Source organism: Aquimarina muelleri DSM 19832 (genome assembly GCF_000430665.1).
Taxonomy (GTDB): domain Bacteria; phylum Bacteroidota; class Bacteroidia; order Flavobacteriales; family Flavobacteriaceae; genus Aquimarina; species Aquimarina muelleri.
In genome coordinates this window covers 1-19794 of record NZ_AUML01000029.1, presented here as the reverse complement: position 1 = coordinate 19794, position 19794 = coordinate 1, and the positions used below count along the sequence as shown (strand labels likewise).

Below are 19794 nucleotides of genomic sequence, written 5' to 3'. Positions count from 1 at the left end.
ATATGATTATGACTTAAAACAATCAATAATTTTTAATGCTACTTCTAATGCTTTTTTACCTTGTTCTAAAGAGACAATAGGGGTTGTGTTGTTATGTATAGCATGAGCAAAAGCATTCAATTCATCTAATATTGCGTTATTAGATGGTACATCAGGGTTATCAAAATAGATTTGTTTTTTTATTCCTTCAGCATTTTGCAAGATCATAGCAAAGTCATCTGGTTCTTTAGGAGCGTCTTTCATTTTTACAACTTCACATTTTTTCTCAAAAAAATCGACAGAGATGTATGCATCTCGTTGAAAAAATCTGGATTTTCTCATGTTTTTAAGTGAAATTCGACTGGCAGTAAGATTTGCTACACAACCGTTTTCAAATTCTATCCGAGCATTTGCTATATCTGGTGTTTCACTAATAACAGAAACGCCGCTGGCACTTATATGTTTAACATCAGAATGAACTACACTTAATATAGCGTCAATATCATGAATCATTAAATCCAAAACAACAGGTACATCTGTTCCTCTAGGATTAAATTCTGCTAGCCTGTGTGCTTCAATAAACATAGGGTTTTCTATTTTGTTTGAAACAGCAGTATATGCAGGGTTAAAACGTTCTACATGCCCTACTTGTCCTTTTACATTATTAGCATTGGCTAGATCGATAAGTTGTTCGGCTTCTGCAACCGTATTAGTAATTGGTTTTTCAATAAAAACATGTTTTCCTGCTTCTATTGCTTGTTTAGCAACATCAAAATGAGCAAATGTAGGAGTAACAATATCTACTACATCTACAGCTGCTATTAACTCTTCGATAGAGTTGAATAGGTGATACCCAAACTCTTTGGCTATCGATTTTGCTTGAGTGTTGTTAGTGTCGTAGAAACCAACAAGGGTATAGTTTTCGGATTGTTCTAAAAGACGTAAATGGATTTTACCAAGGTGTCCTGCACCGAGTACTCCAGCTTTGAGCATAATTCATGGTTTTACACAAAAATAGTATTATTTATAAATTTTAAATCCTAATTATATCTAAAATCCAAAAAAATACTAAAGAGAAGAGAATTGTTTATTAATCTTTAAAATGTTTATGTAATTTTAGCCTTCTAAATAACCCTTAGAATATTGAAAGATACCCTTAGACACGCCGGAAAAAGAAAGCAGTTAGTAGATGTTTTGATTCAAAAAGGAATCACAAATAAAGCAGTATTGTCTGCTATAGGAAAAATTCCCAGACATTTATTTATGGATTCTGGTTTTGAAGATCATGCTTATCAAGATAAAGCTTTTCCTATTGCTGCAGATCAAACCATTTCTCAACCCTATACAGTTGCTTTTCAAACCGAATTATTAGAGATTAAAAAAGGAAGCACAGTATTAGAAATAGGAACAGGATCGGGTTACCAAACTGCAGTGTTGTGTGAGTTAGGAGTAAAAGTATACAGTATAGAACGTCAACAAGAATTATTTAAAAAAACAAAACTATTTTTATCTAAACTTGGATACAGACCAAAATATCTGTCATTTGGTGATGGCTATAAAGGGTTGATAGAGCATGCTCCTTATGATGGAATAATTGTTACTGCAGGAGCCCCTTATGTTCCGAAACCTTTGTTAAGCCAATTAAAGGTTAATGGACGTTTGGTAATCCCTGTAGGGGAAGATGTGCAAATAATGACTCTTTTTATACGTAAAAGTGAAACAGAATTTGAAAAAAGAGAATTTGGCGAATTTAGATTTGTTCCTTTGTTAGAAGATAAAAACTAAAATAGCAGCAGGTATTAGTAAAAAAAAATATGGAATAGTTAATTGTAATTAGATAGGGGTTATTTAAAATCTTTTTTAATTCTAGCAAGTGTTCTTTTGTTGTCTCGGTCTTTAATGGCTTCTCGTTTATCGTACATTTTTTTACCACGAGCCAGAACAATATTTAACTTAGCTAATCCACGGTCATTTATAAATAACTTTGTTGGTATAATGGTTAAACCTGAGTTTTTGACTTCTTTTTCTAGTTTTTTTAATTCCTTTTTGTTAAGAAGTAGTTTACGTACGCTTTTTGGGCTATGATTAAAATAGGTGGCATGAGAATACTCTTCAATATGCATATTGATTACAAAAAGTTCACTGTTACTAAATTCACAAAAACTCTCTGCTATATTGGCTTTTCCTTCACGTATAGCTTTTATTTCAGTACCGACAAGTTTAATTCCTGCAGTAAAACTATCTAAGAACTCATATTCGAATTTAGCTTTACGGTTTAATATGTTGATTTTATTTGGATTCATATTTAGGTGTATTCAAAATGCTTTTAAAATGCTTACAAAAGTACAAAGCTTTCTTGAAAGAAAGCTTTGTACAAAAAATGAATATTTTAAATATTTTTATAGTTCTTGAAATTGTATTGTTGATATTTTACCATTATCACTAAGTTGAAGATCCATTGATAGATTTGTTTTATCAAATTCTGCAGTATAAGTGTAGATTCCTTCTGTAGTTTCCACAAAAGTTATTTTTTTTAAATTTCCAAATTGCTCGTAGCACCCTTTAACAAAACTAGAAACACCTTCTTTAGTGATAGTTTCTTGCATATCTGTAGTATACATATCAAAAATTGCATCTACATTTTGTGCATTAAAATTTTTTTGAAAAGTTTTTATAGTATTTTCATATGTAGTAGCATCCTGAGATAGTATGGGTTGGGTTATTAAGCAAATTAATAATAAAACTATATATTTCATTGTTTTTTGTTTTGGGTTTAATAATACAAAATAATTATCTTTTTTTAAATTTTGAAAAAAAAATTTTATAAAAGACAAGTATGAATAGAGCGAAATAAATGTGAAATCACGTATTATAGTCTTCTAAAAATGAATAAAATGATGTTTTTAGTTTAACAAAATTGTTGCATATAATACTAATAGAAATACTATTTTAGTCTTTTAAATAATATTATATGCAACGAAGTTTAATAATTTTACTATTCTTTTTTTCTTTTTCAAAACCAATTTCAGCTCAAATTTCAGCTAATGAAATAATTAATAAAACAATTGATGTAGCAGGAGGAAAAAGATATGATAATGTAGTTATTTATTTTACTTTTAGAAATAAGCAATATCGAAGTAAGAGAAGCAAAGGGGTATATGAGTTAGAACGTTCTGTGAAAGGGGCTAATGGAATAACAAAGGATGTTATTAGTAATTCTGGTTTAAAAAGATTTATAGAGAATTGCCCTGTTGAAGTAGCAGATTCTTTAATAACTAAAATTAGTGATGGAGTTAATTCGGTACATTACTTTGCAAATTTGCCTTATGGACTTAACTCTCCTGCAGTACATAAAAAACTGATAGGAGAAGCAGTAGTTAAAGGAAATTCCTACTATAAAATTAGAGTAACCTTTAGTGAAGAGGGGGGAGGTACTGATTTTGAAGATGAATTTTTATATTGGATACACAAAGATAACTTTACGGTAGATTATCTGGCATATAAATATGCTGTAAACGGGGGAGGTATTCGATTTAGAGAAGCGTATAATCCAAGAGTTATAAATGGAATACGCTTTGCAGATTATAAAAACTATAAAACAGATTTTCTTAATACTCCTTTGTCTAATTTAGATAAGTTGTTCAAAGATAAACAGCTAAAGTTTCTTTCGGAAATAGAGTTAGAGGATATTTTTGTATATATAGAAAGAGATTGTTGTTGATTTCAACGATAATTTGATATAGATTTTCATAAAAGATAAAAAGGTTCAAAAACAAGTGTTGCTTTTGAACCTTTTTATTTTTTAAAATAAGCTTACTTATTTGTTCTGAGAGAATATAATAGAATTGCTTTCACCGTTTTGTAATAACGTACTTGATAATCCTTTTCCAGATTGGGTATATATTATATTATTAGAATTACCGATTTGAGTAGTATTTGTACTGTTTAATTCTCCTATTTGGGTACTTTCTATACTGTTTTCTATTCCATTTTGAATACTAAAAACTGTATTCTCATTTCCTTCCTGAGTTTGTATAATTGTATTGTTAACAGAAAAAGAGCTGTCTTTTCCCTGGATACCTTCTGCGATATTCATGTTTCCAGTTTGGGTTTGTTTAACAATATCATAAGTTCCGTTATATTGTGTAGCTTTTGCAAAGTTGTCTAATCCAGTTTGGATTTGTTGAATTATATTATATTTTCCGTTTTTTTGAAAAGCATTACTACTATTTTTTTCTCCATTTTGAGTTTGATTAATAGTATGTGAGTAACTCTTTTCTTGTTTAGCAGTGACTAGGTTATTATTGCCTTCATATTGTATTTGGGTAATAGAGTTATCCTCTCCATTTTGTATAGCAATTGCTTCATTTTTTTCACCGCCTTCTTGTGTTGTGAAGATAATATTTCTTGATCCATTCTGAGTTTGCGAAATAATATTAAGAACTCCATTGTTTTGTATTGCGGTAGCAAAGTTGTTAATACCTATTTGCTTTTGAGAAATGATATTATTTTCTCCGTTTTTTTGTTCAATTTTAGCTTGATTCTCATCTCCGTCTTGGGTTTGTGAGATTTCATTTGTATTTCCATTTTGTGTTATACTAATATTGTTTAGCTCTCCATTTTGATTACTATTAATGTAATTAGTAAGATCTGATTGTATTATGTCTATAGAGTTGTTTTTTCCTGTTTGATCCGTTTGGGTTGTATTAAAATTTCCAGATTGTTCGGTATTTACGTTGTTAGATAGTCCGTTTTGTTTTTGCTGTATATTATTTGTTTGCTCGGTTTGTAATGCTATAGCAGAGTTACGAAATCCTTTTTGATTTTGTGAAATTTCATTATCATCGCCTTTTTGTGTAGCATTAGTGCTATTCTCTTCTCCGTTTTGTATTTGAGTAACTGTGTTATTTTTATTTTGGTTTACAGTAGCTATATTATTTATTCCGGTTTGACTTTGTTTTATGATTCCTAAATTACCGAAAGATATTGCAGAAGCTTTATTTTTAACTCCATTCTGTGTTTGATTTATAGTATTTGCATCAAAACTAATTACTTCAGCATTATTTTTATAACCATCTTGATTTTGCGTGATACTGCTTCCTAAAGAACGTTCCTTAGCGGTTGCTGTAGCTATATTGTTAATTCCATTTTGTATTTGTTCAATATGGTTATAATTGGATAATAGTTCTTGTGCAGCTTCAGCGGTGTTCATGTTTCCGTTCTGTATCTGTTTGATAAAGTTATAGTTGGATACGAAACCTTGATTTGCATTGGCGATATTCGTGTTTCCATTCTGAGTTTGTTGAATTTCATTGTTTCCTCCCATTTGAGAGATAAAAGCTTTATTTCGATTACCTGTTTGGGATTGGGTAATTACCCCGTCTATAGATGGGTCTTCTTTATGTCCTTGAATGATTTCCAGTGTATTATCTTTTCCGTTTTGAGTAATACTTAGAGTTTTTGGATCTCCATGTTGAGAAATATTTAAGTGATTAGATCTACCAGTTTGTTTAATGTCGTTTATTTCAGATTGTGCAAAAACTGAAGATACACTTAATACAACTATACAGTTTAAAAATATTTTTTTCATGATTAGGTTTTAAAAGTTTATTATAGTAATTGATTTTTTTTAAGTAGGATGGGAGGGAATACCCCCTGTTATTCTAAGTTTACTTAAACGTCAGTTTTATTAAATAAGAGTTTATCGGGAGTGGTAATCACTAACGAAATCAAAAATATTATATTTTATAATATACAGTTATGCTTTATTCTGTTTTTCGATAAAGAGTAGATAATAAAACGATTTTAGCATTTAAGATGTCGGATATTTCGTTCGCGTTATATAAGAAGATTTTTTGGGGTGGGGAACCGTTGTTTTTTTAAGATGTAACCTTGTTAATTGATATTTAAAACGATATCAGTAATAGCATTGTTTGTAATTGTTAAAATAAATATTTTACCATAGATTTTTTCATCAATAGATTTGTATTTATTTTCACCAATTATTTTATTTACAAAGCTAGGAGTAGTATTACTATGTCCAACAATTACAGTAGTTTTTCCTTTGGTTTTTTTTTGAAAATCACTATCATTTAAGGCTTTAGGATTGTATATTGTTGTTTCTAAACCTTGGCTCGTGGCTATAGGCTCAGCGGTTTTTCGTGTTCGTATGTAATCTGTGGTGTATATGATGTCTACTTTTGTGTCTGCAAGGATTTTAGCCCAGTTTTCTGCTCTTGTTTTTCCTTCTTCAGTAAGATTTGGATTTCGATTATTTGGATCAGAAAGATCTTTTTCGGCATGTCTTATAAAAATGTAAGTAGTTGTAGTTGTTTCTTTTTGTATTTGCGTAGGTATTGCGCTCTGATTACAACTAGTTAAGAAGAAAAGAAAAATTAATAATAGAGATACAGATTTCATAAAATGAATTAATATAGATGTGTAAAGCATGAAATATCCTTTTTATTTATTTCAAGCTTGATAAGATTATTCCAACATTCCCATTTGCCAAATAACTATACCCATGGATATAATGGCTATGATAAAAAATCCAATATAAATAAATGTACTTCTCTTTTTATGAGAGCAGCTTATATCTCCAGAAGATTTCATAAGATCTAGTTTATGTTTAAGGAGGTTGTGTTTTTATAAGACGTGTAAAAAATAAAAATGTTACACTTTTAGTGGTTTTAACAGTAAAATCCTTTCTTCAAAATTTTTTGTTTCTAATGGTTCAAGTACATTTTTAAATAATTCTAAAAGGTGTTGTTCATGATTCCATCGTTTTTGTTTTAATAAATTAAAATGAACAAATGTACTCCACAGTACAGATTTTAGTTCGGTTTTATCATTGTTCCACATTCTAATTTCTACTTGCAATTGATTTTCGGTATATCGAATTAATTGTGAGTCTATAGTGACTTCTTCCATCAATAAAGCAGGTTTTAGATAAGCTATTTGATTGGTGCCTACCACCCAACTTACTCCTTTTGTTTTTGCAAGCTCAAAAATATCAAGATTATAATGTTTGTCTATTTGATCTTCTCGGGCATTAATCATATAATTAATATAGGAAGCATTATTAAGATGATTGAAAGGATCGCAATCCTGAAATCGTATTTTTGCTTTACTTTCTAATACTTTTAATAGTTTCATAATGTATGTGTTTTTATACTGATTGGTATATTTCTAGTTAAAAAAAATAATTATCGTTTAAGTTGTTTATGTATCATGCTGTCTATTTGATCCATGGTTTCTAATAAATAACTATTATCCTCCATAGTGTGAGTCATAAAGATAGCACCAGTTATCATACTATATAATCGTTTTGCATATAGCATAGAGTCTATGCTTTTTTTTATTTCCTGATATTTTTTGCCTGCATCAATGAGTTTGGCTACATTGTTTTGAATCCTAGTAATTGTAAGTTGCACGTGTTCAAAAAGAACTGGAATTTGATACTTTGCATCTACTCCCATATTTAGGACAGGGCAACCTCCCATTTCATGAGTGTAATTATAGTAATTTCTATAAAAATCGGTAACCAAAAATAATTTTTCAATAGGTGATTTGCTTAAAGATTGATGATCTACAATACGGCGGATCATATTTTCTTCTGTCATTTTAAAAGCAGCAATAGCTAATTCCTCCTTGTTTTTAAAGTTGCCATAGATTGCACCTTTAGTAAGACCGGTAGCTTTAGTGATGTCACTTAGACTAGTTGCTGCGTACCCATTTTTATTAAATATAGGAGCTACGGTTTGAATAATAAACTCTGCAGTTTGTTCGGCCTTTGTTAGCATTTGGATGAAAATATTGTTAAATATACAAAAGAAATATACCAATCGGTATATTTTGTCTCATTAATATAAACTTAAAATTAGACGTATTTTTTTAATTACTTATTATAGATTACATCCAAAGGTTCTTTATTAGATATGCTTTTGGGTAGATTGTAAGCTTCTTCGATAGTGTTTTTTTGAAAGCGTATTAAAGTATCAAACTTTCTAAGAGAGTTTTGTGCTTGGTTACAGTCAATATTCCAATATATGGTTAAGCCGTAAATTATTATAGGGTAAAGTTCATTATTTTTGTTTTATGTTAAAAAGAGTAGAGAGATAGGTTTTTTATTTCTATCTCTCCACTCCTTAATGTTGTGATAAACTTATTTTTTTAGGAAACTAAGTCTGTTTCATTTCTAAATACAAGATTATTATCAAACTCATCTAATAAGATTATACTTTCTGTAGACACTTTGCCAGCAAGTATTTCTTTAGATAGTTTATTTAAAACTTCTTTTTGTATAGTACGTTTTATTGGTCTTGCACCAAATTCTGGTTGAAATCCTTTTTCAGACAGATATAGTACTGCTTGGTCCGTAGCATCTAGAGTTATATTTTGTTCTGCTAACATTTTAGAAACAGATTTTAGTTGCAGTTTTACTATTTCTTTAACATCTCCTTTGGTTAGAGGAGTAAACATAATAATGTCGTCTATCCTATTTAAAAATTCTGGACGAACAGATTGTTTTAGTAAACCCAATACATCTAGTTTTGCTGTTTCCATAGCAGTGTCCATGTCTTTTATAGTTTCTAATTTTTCTTGTATGATATGGCTTCCCATGTTGCTGGTCATTATGATAATAGTGTTTCTAAAATCAGCAGTCCTGCCTTTATTATCTGTTAATCGGCCTTCATCTAATACTTGTAAAAGTATATTAAAAGTATCTGGATGTGCTTTTTCAATTTCATCTAGTAGCACTACAGAGTATGGTTTTCTTCTAACGGCCTCTGTTAATTGACCACCTTCTTCATATCCGACATATCCAGGAGGAGCTCCTACTAATCTACTGACAGCATGACGTTCTTGATATTCACTCATATCTATTCGTGTCATAGCACTTTCATCATTAAACAAGTATTCGGCTAGTGCTTTTGCAAGTTCTGTTTTACCAACGCCTGTGGTACCTAGAAATAGAAAAGATCCTATAGGTTTTCTTTTATCTTGCAATCCTGCTCGGCTTCTTCGTACTGCATCACTAACGGCTTGTATTGCTTCGTTTTGTCCGACTACACGTTTATGAAGTTCTTTTTCTAAAACCAATAATTTTTCTCGCTCACTTTGCAGCATTTTGGTTACAGGTATTCCTGTCCATTTTGCTACTACTTCTGCAATATCATCATTAGTAACCTCTTCTTTAATAAGGGAAGATTTATTTTGTTGCAGATCTAGTTGTTTTTGTAATTCATCCAGGTTTTCTTGTGCTTCTTTTATTTTACCATAGCGTAACTCTGCAACTTTTCCATAATCACCGTTTCGCTCTGCTCTTTCCGCTTCGGTTTTATATTCTTCAATATTAGTTTTGGTATTTTGTATGGCGTCGACTACTTCTTTTTCACTTTGCCATTTAGAAAATATTTCATTACGATCTTCTTTGAGGTTTGCTAAATCAGCATTAAGTGTTTTTAGTTTTGTTTCATCATTTTCACGCTTAATGGCTTCGATTTCTATTTCGAGTTGCATGATCTTTCTGTCTAAGACGTCTAATTCTTCTGGCTTAGAGTTGATTTCCATTCTAAGCTTAGAAGCTGCTTCATCCATTAAATCGATAGCCTTATCTGGTAAAAACCTATTAGTAATATATCGTTGAGATAGTTCTACAGCAGCAATTATGGCTTCATCTTTTATACGTACTTTATGGTGGGTTTCGTATTTTTCTTTAATTCCTCTAAGAATAGATATGGCACTTTCTGTATCAGGTTCGTTTACGATGACTTTCTGAAAACGTCTTTCTAGTGCTTTATCTTTTTCAAAATATTTTTGATATTCATCTAGGGTGGTAGCTCCAATCGCACGAAGCTCCCCTCTTGCTAAGGCTGGTTTTAAAATATTTGCAGCATCCATAGCTCCTTGTCCGCCACCAGCTCCTACAAGCGTATGAATTTCATCTATAAATAATACAATATTTCCATCGCTGGATGTTACTTCTTTAATAACGGCTTTTAAGCGTTCTTCAAATTCCCCTTTAAATTTTGCTCCTGCAATTAAAGCTCCCATGTCTAAAGAAAAAATTTGTTTTTCTTTTAAGTTTTCAGGAATATCACCAGAAACAATTCTATGTGCTAACCCCTCTGCGATTGCAGTTTTACCAACGCCTGGTTCACCAACTAGCATAGGGTTGTTTTTAGTACGACGGGAAAGGATTTGTAAAATTCTACGTATTTCTTCATCACGACCAATTACAGGATCTAGTTTTCCAGTTTCTGCCATTTCGTTAAGATTTTTGGCATATTTATTTAAAGACTGGTAGGTTTCTTCTGCACTTTGCGAAGTAACTCTTTCTCCTTTTCTGATTTCGTTAATAGCTTCGGTAAGGTGTTTTTCGGTTACACCCTGATCTTTTAATATTTGAGCAATTTTACTTTTAGATTTAAAAATAGAGATTACCAGATGTTCAATAGAAACATACTCATCATTCATTTTTTTAGCGATAATACTTGCTTCGTTTAATGTTTTTCCAGCTTCTCTGGATAATTGTATTTCTCCTCCAGAAACTTTAGGGAAACTTTCTAACGTACTATCCAAAACTTGTTGTAAAAGAGAAACATTTACATTTAATTTTTTTAATAGAAAGGGTAGTACGTTTTCATCCACACTAAAAATGGATTTAAATATATGTTCGTTTTCTATTTGTTGATGTCCTAAGCTTTGAGCAAGTTGTTGCGCTTGCTGTATAGCTTCTTGTGATTTTATGGTGAAATTATTAAAATTCATTTTTATTTATTTTGAGTTTCATTTTATAGAATCAAATAATATTCCTGATATTAAAAAACGACAAAATGTCTTTATTTTGATTTGTTTTACTGACTTTTTGACTTAGTGTAAAGTTAAACTTTTTGTAACGACCAATATATGATTATAGTCAATTTTAAAAATGATTTAACTAAGTTTGTAACATATTTGATAAGATAAAAAATGGGAATATTTAATAAATTATTCGGGGGAGAGGAACAAGAGCCAAAAGAAGAAAAGCAAGCTTTGTCTTGGCAAGAACTTACTTCTGTAGATCAATTAGATGAAATTATTGAAGCCTCTAAAACTAAAACACAAGCTATTTTTAAGCACTCTACTCGTTGTGGAATTAGTAGTATGGTTTTTCGTAATTTTGAACGAAGTTTTGATATTGAAGAAGGAAAACTAGATCTTTATTATTTGGATTTGTTAAGTTATAGAGATTTATCTGCTGAGGTTGCTGCCAGATTTCAGGTATTTCATGAATCTCCACAGTTTATCATCATACGAAATGGGGTTACTGTTCATCATTCGTCACATAGTACGATTACGCCACAGGTTCTGCATCAGTTTATTTAAAACATATTTTTATTTTTTTTCAGGTATAAACGGACAAATAGTTTTTTCTGCTGTTCGGGACTCGAACATTTTTATATAAAGATGTGTAGACATTTTTCTAGCTCTTCGTTTGGCTATTTCTACATTTTCTCCTTTAAATAGTTGGTCTAGAGTTTCTATCCATAAGTTGAGCCATATTCCAAAATGAGATTGGTTAATAGTTCCTTTAAAAGTAGCATCTACTTTTTGATGTACAGCAATTGGATTGCCTTTATATTTTATTTCAAACAAAAGATTAGTTTCCCAAAAATCGGTTAGTTTATTTATGTGTTGTTCCCAATCTATAATCATGTGATTAAAAATTGGGCCTAGAGTTTTTTCTGCTCTAATTTTAGAATAGAATGAAGAAATTAGTAGATATATGTCTTTTCTATTTAGGATATCGTTAATTGGTGTTTTTTTCATTTGACTCTGTAATTTTGATCCACATTGTGGAGTTTAATTCTCTTAGGCTTATCTCAAAAGCAAAATATATTTTCCACAAGCATACCTCATGAGTTTGGCTCCAAGGTTATTAATTAATATGGTAAATTGATAATGGTTAGTAAGCTATTAATAAAAAGACTAGCTATTAATAGATTGAGAATAAATTTTGGTTTCATTTGAGCTAAAATAGAAGCATTAAATACCATACATACAATAACGCATACAGATAGTTCTATAACTTGAAGTGAGGATCGTTCTTGCATTAGAATATACATTGCAGCAACAGATCCTAAGCAACTCGAAATTATAATCATAAGAGGGATGTACGCCATATACATCTGTTTGAAATCTTTTAATATCTTTGAATACATAACTTCTTTTTTTAGAAATTAATCAAAGATATTATAATCAGGTATTAAGTTTTTATGACCCTAATCATAAGAATAGTATGGTAGTACAGTTACCGATGTACTTTTCTGTCTTTAATAAAAAGTTCTCCTTTTTGCTCTAGTTTTTTAATACTTCGTATTACAGTCTCTACACGTAATCCTGTTAAATCAGCAAGTTGTTGTCTTGTGAGTTCTACTTTGTAAATATTAGAGCTGTTTTTTTTAGAATTATTTTTTTTAAAGTAATCTAAAATTCTAAGAATACGATGTTCTGGTTCTTGGGTAGATATTTCAGAAACCATAATTGCTTTATAATAAAGGCGTAAAGCTAAAGTGCTAGTGAACTTGTGGTGTATTTTTGGGTTTTCTTCTAGGAGAGTTAAAAACTTTTGTTTAGATAATAGCCATACTTCAGAGTCTGTAATAGCTTCGGCATTTGCAGGGTATTTAAAATCTGCAAATAATGGAGGTTCACCAAAACTTTTGTCTTTAGTAAAAATACCTTGTATGTGTTCCTTTCCGTCTTGGTTATAATTATTCATTTTAATTTCACCGATATGCACTTGATAATAGTATCGAGCGGTAGCTCCTTCTTCAAAAAGAACTTCCCCACGGTTATATTTTTTTAATTTCCCTCCTGAGTTAAGTAAGATTTTAGGATCGATCATATTAAAATAGGTCTAGTATAGGTTAAGATCTTGTACAAAGATAAATTATAGATCGTAGAATAGTTTATTATTTGAAACGATAGGTGGTAATAATCTTTTTTATTTTATTTTTTAAATCTTCACCAGAGTCATAAACCATTTGTTCATTGGACGGAAACTGAACAGACTTTAGTCCTAGATAGCCCAGCAATGGATCTTCAAGAGCGCGTTTGTCTCCATTGTAATTAGCATAGGTGTGTTGAAAAACATGCTCACTGACTATAGGAAAGGCATCTAGAAGTTGTTTTGTTTCTAGGTTTTTGTATTGTACATTACCTACTACATTAGCCGCTTTAAATTGGGTAAATTCATAATATTCGCACTGTACTTTTATCAGTTTATCTACTTTAACCTTTTTTCCTTTATCATCAATTACAATTTCATCGTTTTCATCTAATAAATATTCCCACCCATCTTTAACCAATCTTTCTTTTTTTAATTGTTTCTCTTTGATTTGTTCAGGTGATATATTGATTTCTCTTAAATCTACAATCATTGCATAGTTGTATAATATAGATCGTTGGGGGCGACTATGATAAACAGTCCATAGATCATCAAGGCCATATGTGCTAAAATTAAGTAAATCACTTTCTAATCTTTTAGGAATAATAACATTTGTATTATTTTGCATTGTTACTTTTATAAAATCGGTTCCTTTTTCATGAGCTTCTTCTATCATCTCCCGAGTATTTTTATAATTGGGTGTAATTTTGTCTAGATATATCAGGTCTTCATATATATTTCGATATTCTAATTTCTTTCTTGCTGAGGATAATAAAGATTTAGCATTATTGTATAAGTATCTAGAGAGTTTTTCTTTGGTATTTATGATTTTTTGGTCATAGTTATCTATAGAGAAATTAGCGGTTCTGCTTTCTTCGACTACGTATAAAGGTAATAATGGTTTGATTCGTTCTTGTCTTTTCTTTAAAGATAAATAGGTGTTATATATGCGTTCAAGATTTGCAGGGTTTTCTTCTTTTTCTAAAAAAATAACTGCATTTTTATCCCGATCTATAGCTTTATCGTATGCTTGCTCTAGCATTAGGATATATGGTTGCTTTCCTTTTTTGTTTTTGTTTGTTCTAAGTTTGCTTAGCGCAATATTTATTGCCTGGTCATAGTTTCCTGTATTAAGAGCCTTTTCGGTTTTCTTAACACTACTACAAGAAAAAGTGATTATAATTATGACTAGTAAAAGTAGTAGTTTTTTCATATTTACAGTTTTTATACCTATTTCAAAATTAAATTGGTATTAGATTTGGGGTAGTAATGACAACTTTGATGCCAAAAGGTAATAAAAAAACCCCGAAAACAGATTTCTCGGGGTTTTATAGTAGTTGATAGTGTTTTTATTTTTTAAATACAGGGAGTAATTTTGTAGAAACTTCACCAAATCCTATTCTAGCTCCTTCTTTTTCACAATACCCTCTAATAATTACGGTATCATTATCTTCAATAAACTTACGACTGCCACCAGCATTAAGTTGCACAGGTTTTTCGCCTCGCCAACTTAGCTCTAGCATAGACCCGTAAGACTCTGGTGTAGGCCCAGATAGGGTTCCACTACCCATTAAATCACCTGAGTTTACTGGGCAGCCATTAACTGTATGATGTGTAAGTTGTTGTGCCATATTCCAGTACATGTGCTTAAAGTTACTTCTGGAAACTACTGTTTCTTCTTGCTTTTCTGGTTTAATAGCTACTTCCAGTTTTATATCAAAGCTTTTGTCTCCCTTATATTGAAGGTAGGGTAGTTGTTTTTTTAATGGTTTAGGTCCTTTTGTTCTATATGGTTCTAAAGCATCCAGGGTTACAATCCAAGGAGATATAGAAGATGCGAAGTTTTTACCTAAAAATGGACCAAGAGGCACATATTCCCATTTTTGAATATCTCTGGCACTCCAGTCATTAAATAATACTAAGCCAAATATATAATCTTCAGCTTCCTCAATAGGAATAGGTTCTCCTAAATGATTAGCATCGGTAGTAATAAAAGCCATTTCTAGTTCAAAATCTACTAATCTCGATGGTCCAAAAATAGGTTCTGTAGCGCCATTAATAAGTTTTTGACCTTGTGGGCGGTGTATAGGGATATTTGATGGGATAATAGAGCTACTACGCCCATGATACCCTACAGGCATGTGTAACCAATTAGGAAGTAAAGCATTTTCTGGATCTCTAAACATTTTTCCAACATTGGTAGCATGTTCTATACTACTATAAAAATCTGTATAATCTCCAATACTAACTGGTAATTGCATTTCGATCTCATCCAAAGAGAATAAGACTTCTTTTCTGTGGTTTTCGTTGTTTTTTAAAGTATCGTTTTTGTCGTCAAAAATTTCAGCAATTTTATTACGAACCAACCTCCATGTTTTTTTTCCATCAGAAATAAAATCATTTAAGGTGTCTTGTAAAAAAATATCATCTGTTAAAGGAATATCGCTAAAATAACCTAATTGGTGTAGTGCCCCAAGATCAATAGCTGTATCTCCGATTCTAGTACCTATAGTTATAATATCATCCCTTGTAAGAAAAACCCCAAAAGGGATATTCTGTATAGGGAAATCCGTGTTGTGGGGTGTTTCAATCCATGTTTTTCTATCTGGATAATTTGCAGTTATGGGCATTATTGTTTTTTTAATACGGTTGTTATAATTTTTATAATCAAATATATAATTTTCGAGCGGTTAAAAGTTTTTATAAGTGTAAAAAATATTTAAATTAATGGTAAGATATGTTATTATTTTTATAAAAACATCTATCTAAATTAATTAACGAATTTTCTCTCTTTAAAGTTATATGTTTTTTTATATAAAAAAAATGAACTCTAAAAAGAATATGTCTTTTTTTAGAAATATGTAGCTAAGCTGTGAACAAGTTGTTTATATTTATTAGACGCTATTTAGACTTATTTAAGGAATGGATTCCCTATTTTTACACCTTTATTAACAAACTATCAATTCATGCAACGCGACGAACAAATATTTGATTTGATTCAGGACGAAAAAGAACGTCAAATCAACGGATTAGAACTTATTGCTTCAGAAAACTTTGTGAGTGAACAAGTAATGGAAGCTGCTGGGTCTGTACTAACTAATAAATATGCCGAGGGGTATCCAGGCAAGAGATATTATGGTGGGTGTGCCGTAGTAGATGTTGTAGAACAGATAGCTATTGATCGAGCTAAAGAATTGTTTGGTGCAACGTATGCTAATGTGCAACCTCATTCGGGCTCTCAGGCAAATACGGCAGTGTATCATGCGTGTCTTAAACCAGGAGATAAAATATTAGGTTTTGATCTTTCTCATGGGGGGCATTTAACACATGGATCTCCAGTTAATTTTTCGGGTAAATTGTATAAGACAGCTTTTTATGGAGTGGATAAAGAGACGGGAAGATTAAATTATGATAAAATCCAAGAAATTGCTTTAGCAGAAAAACCACAATTAATCATTGCAGGTGCATCTGCATATTCAAGAGAGATTGATTACAAAAGATTTAGAGAAATAGCAGATAGTGTAGGAGCAATTCTTTTTGCAGATATAGCTCATCCAGCAGGACTAATTGCAAAAGGAGTGATTTCAGATCCTATCCCGCATTGTCATGTAGTTACTACAACAACACATAAAACATTACGTGGTCCAAGAGGAGGTCTTATCCTTATGGGGGAAGATTTTGAGAATCCTTTTGGGATTACTTTAAAAAATGGTAAGAAAAGGATGATGTCCTCATTGTTAGATAGTGCTGTATTTCCTGGAAACCAAGGAGGGCCTTTAGAGCATATAATCGCTGCAAAAGCAATCGCATTTGGAGAAGCCTTGACAGATGATTTTTTACATTATATCGTACAAGTAAAGAAAAATGCTGCGGTTATGGCTGCTGCTTTTGTAAAGAAAGGATATGAAGTTATTTCTGGAGGTACAGATAATCACATGATGTTGATCGATCTACGAAATAAAGGAGTTACAGGCAAACAAGCAGAAGAAGCATTAGGTGTTGCCGAAATTACGGTTAACAAAAATATGGTACCTTTTGATGACCAGTCTCCTTTTGTAACATCAGGAATTCGTATTGGTGTTTCTGCGGTTACTACTCGTGGATTAAAAGAAGAGGATATGTTGGCTATTGTAGAATTAATAGACAAGGTAATTGTTAACATAGAAAACGAAGAGATATTACATGGTATTGCCGATGATGTTAATGAAATGATGGCAAACAAACCTTTATTTGTATAAGATGGTTACCTCTTAATAGGATAAAAAAAAGAGTTTAGTACTACTAAACTCTTTTTTTGTGCAAACAAAAACATTTTTATTCTTCTGAAGAGGACTCTTCCATTGTATGGTATACGTTCTGCACGTCGTCATCTTCTTCTATTTTTTCTAATAATTTTTCTACATCAGCAGCTTCCTCTGGAGTTAGTTTTTTAGTCACCTGTGGTATACGTTCAAATCCTGAAGACAGAATTTCTATCTCCCGGCTTTCTAACTCTTTTTGTATAGCACCAAAACTTTCAAAAGGTGCATAGATTAGTATACCATCTTCATCCTGAAAAACTTCTTCGGCTCCATAATCAATAAATTCAAGTTCTAATTCTTCTGGATCCAGTCCTTCACTATTAATTCTAAAGTTACAGGTGTGATCAAACATAAACTCAACAGAACCAGATGTGCCTAAATTTCCATCACATTTATTAAAATAAGACCTTATATTAGCAACCGTTCGATTATTGTTATCCGTCGCTGTTTCTACCAAAATAGCAATTCCATGAGGGGCATACCCTTCAAAAAGTACTTCTTTATAATCTCCTTGATCTTTGTCTGAAGCTTTTTTGATAGCTCTTTCAATATTGTCTTTAGGCATGTTCACAGACTTGGCATTCTGGATTACTGCTCTAAGGCGAGAGTTAGAAGCAGGATCTGGCCCACCTTCTTTTACAGCCATTACAATATCTTTACCAATTCTGGTAAACGCTTTAGCCATTGCTGACCAACGTTTCATTTTACGTGCCTTTCGAAATTCAAAAGCTCTTCCCATATGCTAAATTTAAAAATCTGAATACAAACATAAGTAGAAACCAAGTTTTTGACAAATGTTTATGTAATTTCAAGTAAAGGTTATTATATTTTTAAGAATATGCAACATCTGATAGATGTTTTTAGTGAATAAGCTAGATGGGGGCAGTGAGCGAAGCGGCTAGGCAGTAACGCAAAGCTCTATGCTAGATACTATTACTACCATATACAGAGATAAAAGAATAGGATGTGTTACTGTCTGTTATGAGATATGTGTGCAGACAGGTTGTACTTTGATTAACTAAGTAGAACTGTGAGAAGTGTTTCGGTAAACTCAATAAAATTGTAATCTATTATCTACTTGATTACCTATTTTTATTTTGCTTAGAATTGTTATTAACCACCATTAGCTTTAATGCTTTTTCAGAATCTTCTAAAACCAAAATTTTATAATTCTTCCATTCTATCGATAGCTCCTTATCAGTATTTTTATTTAGGGACATAAATGAGACGGTCTTCTGCTCATTTTCTTCTGATAGCGAAATGTTATAGGTATTAAAGGCATCTGTTTGATTTCCATTTATATCAACGGACCATTCTCCAATACAATCTTCAAATAGAATTGTAAGGTTTCCGATAACTGCTGTTTGCCCTAAATCAATAAACATTGCTTTGCCAAAGTCTAATTTTTCAACAACTAACTCAATCTCTTCTTTATTCATTTTTAAATTAAAAGAGTAGTTTTGGTATGCTTTCGGATAGTTTATTTTTTGACTACCATTAGACTCATTATAATTCCAGAGAAAAGTAGTGTATCTACTATTATTGTCAATTATATTTAATTCTAGTTGAATATGCGAAAAGGGTTTATTTACTGGTTTTGATTGGATGAATAGATTGGCAGGTTCTATAACTAATGTCTCCAATTGAGTGCTAGGATTTTTTCCGATTTTTAAAGGTATAACCAAGGAGTTGTTCGACATATTCTTTTCTGATTGCGTATATCCTGAAAATTGAATGAATACGAGTAGTAGAATTACTATATTAATTTCAAAAGTCTTCATTATTAGGTGCGTTTTATTGTAATGCTTATAATCACTTTTGCTACTTATTTACAAGAGTGTTTTATGGTTTAAAAAAGTCTATTAAAGATAACAATCATTGCTGTACTTATGTTTATATTATTTATCGGTATTTTTTTGATTGTAGGCAATGCCTGGTTTATGAGTTGGAGCAAGGTAGATATGCCTGAGCTACTTGGTTCTACTGCGTTTTTTAAGTTTTTTTCGAAGCTTATAAAAATTAGGAGCCGTAGCAAAAAGAAATAACCTTTCGATCTAGTATTAAATTGCTTTGATTTATATATAATATGTGTACATTAAATGGTAAATATAGTTTATTTACATGAACGTCCGAGCGAATTAAAATCTTAAATGAGCAGGGTTGTGTTCGTAAGTACAGCAATTAGGTGGGATTTTTACCTAGATATTGTACTACTACATAAATTGTATTTAGGGAGCCAAAGATATTTAGATTGAAATTATTTATTACTTCTCCTAGTGTTCCTATTTGACTATGACTTGTGTTATTGATTATAACGTTTGTTTATCCAAAATGAAAGATTGTTGGTTTAACCTGAATTATGCAATAGGGTTTAAATTATTGTTATTCCTATTGATTATTACTAGCTTTAGGTTATATTTTAAATTTCACCCATATGGTTAACCTTCCTATTGAGTATTCAGATAAACAAGTCACTCCTTTTGGGGGTATGAGTTTGATGAAAAGATTTATAGATCAAACAGGGATTCGGGAGTATATGTCTGAATTAGATTTACCTGAACCCGGTTCTAATCGTGGCTA

General features: G+C 31.2%; 19 protein-coding genes. 4 read left to right on the top strand and 15 right to left on the bottom strand.

The annotated features are described in order from the left end of the window. Nucleotides 1-6: 6 nt before the first annotated feature. Nucleotides 7-972, bottom strand: a complete 966-nt coding sequence (locus H527_RS0112435; RefSeq protein WP_027413016.1) for a Gfo/Idh/MocA family protein — start codon at nt 970-972, stop codon at nt 7-9. Between the two features lie 150 nt (nt 973-1122). Between H527_RS0112435 and H527_RS0112430 the strand changes: the two genes are divergently transcribed. Continuing rightward, a complete protein-coding gene (locus H527_RS0112430) occupies nt 1123-1764 on the top strand; it encodes a protein-L-isoaspartate(D-aspartate) O-methyltransferase (RefSeq protein ID WP_027413015.1) in 642 nt (213 codons plus the stop codon). 59 nt (nt 1765-1823) lie between these two features. Here the strand turns inward: H527_RS0112430 and smpB are convergent, their stop codons facing one another. Continuing rightward, entirely contained in the window at nt 1824-2282 is a 459-nt protein-coding gene (smpB, locus tag H527_RS0112425; RefSeq protein WP_027413014.1) for an SsrA-binding protein SmpB, read from the bottom strand. A gap of 96 nt (nt 2283-2378) precedes the next feature. After that, the gene (locus H527_RS0112420) at nt 2379-2735 is read right to left on the bottom strand and encodes a DUF3887 domain-containing protein (RefSeq protein ID WP_155837887.1); all 357 of its coding nucleotides are present in this window, start codon (nt 2733-2735) and stop codon (nt 2379-2381) included. 215 nt (nt 2736-2950) lie between these two features. On the opposite strand from H527_RS0112420, the gene H527_RS0112415 reads away from it, so the two are divergent. After that, the gene (locus tag H527_RS0112415) at nt 2951-3700 is read left to right on the top strand and encodes a DUF6503 family protein (protein WP_027413012.1); all 750 of its coding nucleotides are present in this window, start codon (nt 2951-2953) and stop codon (nt 3698-3700) included. A gap of 96 nt (nt 3701-3796) precedes the next feature. Here the strand turns inward: H527_RS0112415 and H527_RS0112410 are convergent, their stop codons facing one another. From H527_RS0112410 to clpB, 5 genes are all read right to left on the bottom strand, one after another. Beyond that, nucleotides 3797-5569, bottom strand: a complete 1773-nt coding sequence (locus tag H527_RS0112410; RefSeq protein WP_027413011.1) for a hypothetical protein — start codon at nt 5567-5569, stop codon at nt 3797-3799. A gap of 305 nt (nt 5570-5874) precedes the next feature. Then, a complete protein-coding gene (locus tag H527_RS0112405) occupies nt 5875-6429 on the bottom strand; it encodes a SixA phosphatase family protein (protein WP_229809293.1) in 555 nt (184 codons plus the stop codon). Nucleotides 6430-6651: 222 nt separating this feature from the next. After that, nucleotides 6652-7134: an acyl-CoA thioesterase gene (locus tag H527_RS0112400; RefSeq protein ID WP_035088113.1), complete on the bottom strand. Its 483-nt coding sequence runs from the start codon at nt 7132-7134 to the stop codon at nt 6652-6654. 50 nt (nt 7135-7184) lie between these two features. Continuing rightward, nucleotides 7185-7781 (bottom strand): TetR/AcrR family transcriptional regulator, encoded by a 597-nt coding sequence (locus H527_RS0112395; protein WP_027413008.1) that lies wholly within the window; start codon nt 7779-7781, stop codon nt 7185-7187. A 370-nt stretch (nt 7782-8151) separates the two neighbouring features. Beyond that, complete coding sequence (clpB, locus tag H527_RS0112390; RefSeq protein WP_027413007.1) at nt 8152-10752, bottom strand: ATP-dependent chaperone ClpB; 2601 nt, start codon at nt 10750-10752, stop codon at nt 8152-8154. A 201-nt stretch (nt 10753-10953) separates the two neighbouring features. On the opposite strand from clpB, the gene ytxJ reads away from it, so the two are divergent. After that, nucleotides 10954-11349: a bacillithiol system redox-active protein YtxJ gene (gene ytxJ, locus H527_RS0112385; protein ID WP_027413006.1), complete on the top strand. Its 396-nt coding sequence runs from the start codon at nt 10954-10956 to the stop codon at nt 11347-11349. 9 nt (nt 11350-11358) lie between these two features. Here the strand turns inward: ytxJ and H527_RS22045 are convergent, their stop codons facing one another. The 5 genes from H527_RS22045 to fahA form a co-directional block, all read right to left on the bottom strand. Next, complete coding sequence (locus H527_RS22045; protein WP_035088111.1) at nt 11359-11793, bottom strand: group III truncated hemoglobin; 435 nt, start codon at nt 11791-11793, stop codon at nt 11359-11361. A gap of 113 nt (nt 11794-11906) precedes the next feature. Next, nucleotides 11907-12185, bottom strand: coding sequence for a hypothetical protein (locus H527_RS0112375; RefSeq protein ID WP_035088109.1), 279 nt, complete (start codon nt 12183-12185; stop codon nt 11907-11909). A gap of 89 nt (nt 12186-12274) precedes the next feature. Then, complete coding sequence (locus H527_RS0112370) at nt 12275-12871, bottom strand: Crp/Fnr family transcriptional regulator (protein WP_027413004.1); 597 nt, start codon at nt 12869-12871, stop codon at nt 12275-12277. A 67-nt stretch (nt 12872-12938) separates the two neighbouring features. Continuing rightward, a complete protein-coding gene (locus H527_RS0112365) occupies nt 12939-14126 on the bottom strand; it encodes a hypothetical protein (protein WP_027413003.1) in 1188 nt (395 codons plus the stop codon). Nucleotides 14127-14262: 136 nt separating this feature from the next. Continuing rightward, complete coding sequence (fahA, locus tag H527_RS0112360) at nt 14263-15543, bottom strand: fumarylacetoacetase (RefSeq protein WP_027413002.1); 1281 nt, start codon at nt 15541-15543, stop codon at nt 14263-14265. 336 nt (nt 15544-15879) lie between these two features. On the opposite strand from fahA, the gene glyA reads away from it, so the two are divergent. Continuing rightward, nucleotides 15880-17151 carry a serine hydroxymethyltransferase gene (gene glyA, locus H527_RS0112355; protein WP_027413001.1) on the top strand — a complete coding sequence of 424 codons (1272 nt, stop codon included), beginning with the start codon at nt 15880-15882 and terminating at the stop codon, nt 17149-17151. A 76-nt stretch (nt 17152-17227) separates the two neighbouring features. Here the strand turns inward: glyA and H527_RS0112350 are convergent, their stop codons facing one another. Together H527_RS0112350 and H527_RS0112345 are read right to left on the bottom strand one after the other, a co-directional pair. Then, a complete protein-coding gene (locus H527_RS0112350; protein ID WP_027413000.1) occupies nt 17228-17953 on the bottom strand; it encodes a YebC/PmpR family DNA-binding transcriptional regulator in 726 nt (241 codons plus the stop codon). A gap of 343 nt (nt 17954-18296) precedes the next feature. After that, complete coding sequence (locus H527_RS0112345; protein WP_027412999.1) at nt 18297-18995, bottom strand: hypothetical protein; 699 nt, start codon at nt 18993-18995, stop codon at nt 18297-18299. Nucleotides 18996-19794 lie beyond the last annotated feature (799 nt).

What these genes read in the sequence shown, in the direction of transcription:
- H527_RS0112435 (WP_027413016.1), bottom strand. Translation starts at nt 972, where the DNA reads ATGCTCAAAGCTGGAGTACTCGGTGCAGGACACCTTGGTAAAATCCAT.
- smpB (WP_027413014.1), bottom strand. Translation starts at nt 2,282, where the DNA reads ATGAATCCAAATAAAATCAACATATTAAACCGTAAAGCTAAATTCGAA.
- H527_RS0112420 (WP_155837887.1), bottom strand. Translation starts at nt 2,735, where the DNA reads ATGAAATATATAGTTTTATTATTAATTTGCTTAATAACCCAACCCATA.
- H527_RS0112415 (WP_027413012.1), top strand. Translation starts at nt 2,951, where the DNA reads ATGCAACGAAGTTTAATAATTTTACTATTCTTTTTTTCTTTTTCAAAA.
- H527_RS0112410 (WP_027413011.1), bottom strand. Translation starts at nt 5,569, where the DNA reads ATGAAAAAAATATTTTTAAACTGTATAGTTGTATTAAGTGTATCTTCA.
- H527_RS0112405 (WP_229809293.1), bottom strand. Translation starts at nt 6,429, where the DNA reads ATGCTTTACACATCTATATTAATTCATTTTATGAAATCTGTATCTCTA.
- H527_RS0112400 (WP_035088113.1), bottom strand. Translation starts at nt 7,134, where the DNA reads ATGAAACTATTAAAAGTATTAGAAAGTAAAGCAAAAATACGATTTCAG.
- H527_RS0112395 (WP_027413008.1), bottom strand. Translation starts at nt 7,781, where the DNA reads ATGCTAACAAAGGCCGAACAAACTGCAGAGTTTATTATTCAAACCGTA.
- clpB (WP_027413007.1), bottom strand. Translation starts at nt 10,752, where the DNA reads ATGAATTTTAATAATTTCACCATAAAATCACAAGAAGCTATACAGCAA.
- ytxJ (WP_027413006.1), top strand. Translation starts at nt 10,954, where the DNA reads ATGGGAATATTTAATAAATTATTCGGGGGAGAGGAACAAGAGCCAAAA.
- H527_RS22045 (WP_035088111.1), bottom strand. Translation starts at nt 11,793, where the DNA reads ATGAAAAAAACACCAATTAACGATATCCTAAATAGAAAAGACATATAT.
- H527_RS0112375 (WP_035088109.1), bottom strand. Translation starts at nt 12,185, where the DNA reads ATGTATTCAAAGATATTAAAAGATTTCAAACAGATGTATATGGCGTAC.
- H527_RS0112370 (WP_027413004.1), bottom strand. Translation starts at nt 12,871, where the DNA reads ATGATCGATCCTAAAATCTTACTTAACTCAGGAGGGAAATTAAAAAAA.
- H527_RS0112365 (WP_027413003.1), bottom strand. Translation starts at nt 14,126, where the DNA reads ATGAAAAAACTACTACTTTTACTAGTCATAATTATAATCACTTTTTCT.
- fahA (WP_027413002.1), bottom strand. Translation starts at nt 15,543, where the DNA reads ATGCCCATAACTGCAAATTATCCAGATAGAAAAACATGGATTGAAACA.
- glyA (WP_027413001.1), top strand. Translation starts at nt 15,880, where the DNA reads ATGCAACGCGACGAACAAATATTTGATTTGATTCAGGACGAAAAAGAA.
- H527_RS0112350 (WP_027413000.1), bottom strand. Translation starts at nt 17,953, where the DNA reads ATGGGAAGAGCTTTTGAATTTCGAAAGGCACGTAAAATGAAACGTTGG.
- H527_RS0112345 (WP_027412999.1), bottom strand. Translation starts at nt 18,995, where the DNA reads ATGAAGACTTTTGAAATTAATATAGTAATTCTACTACTCGTATTCATT.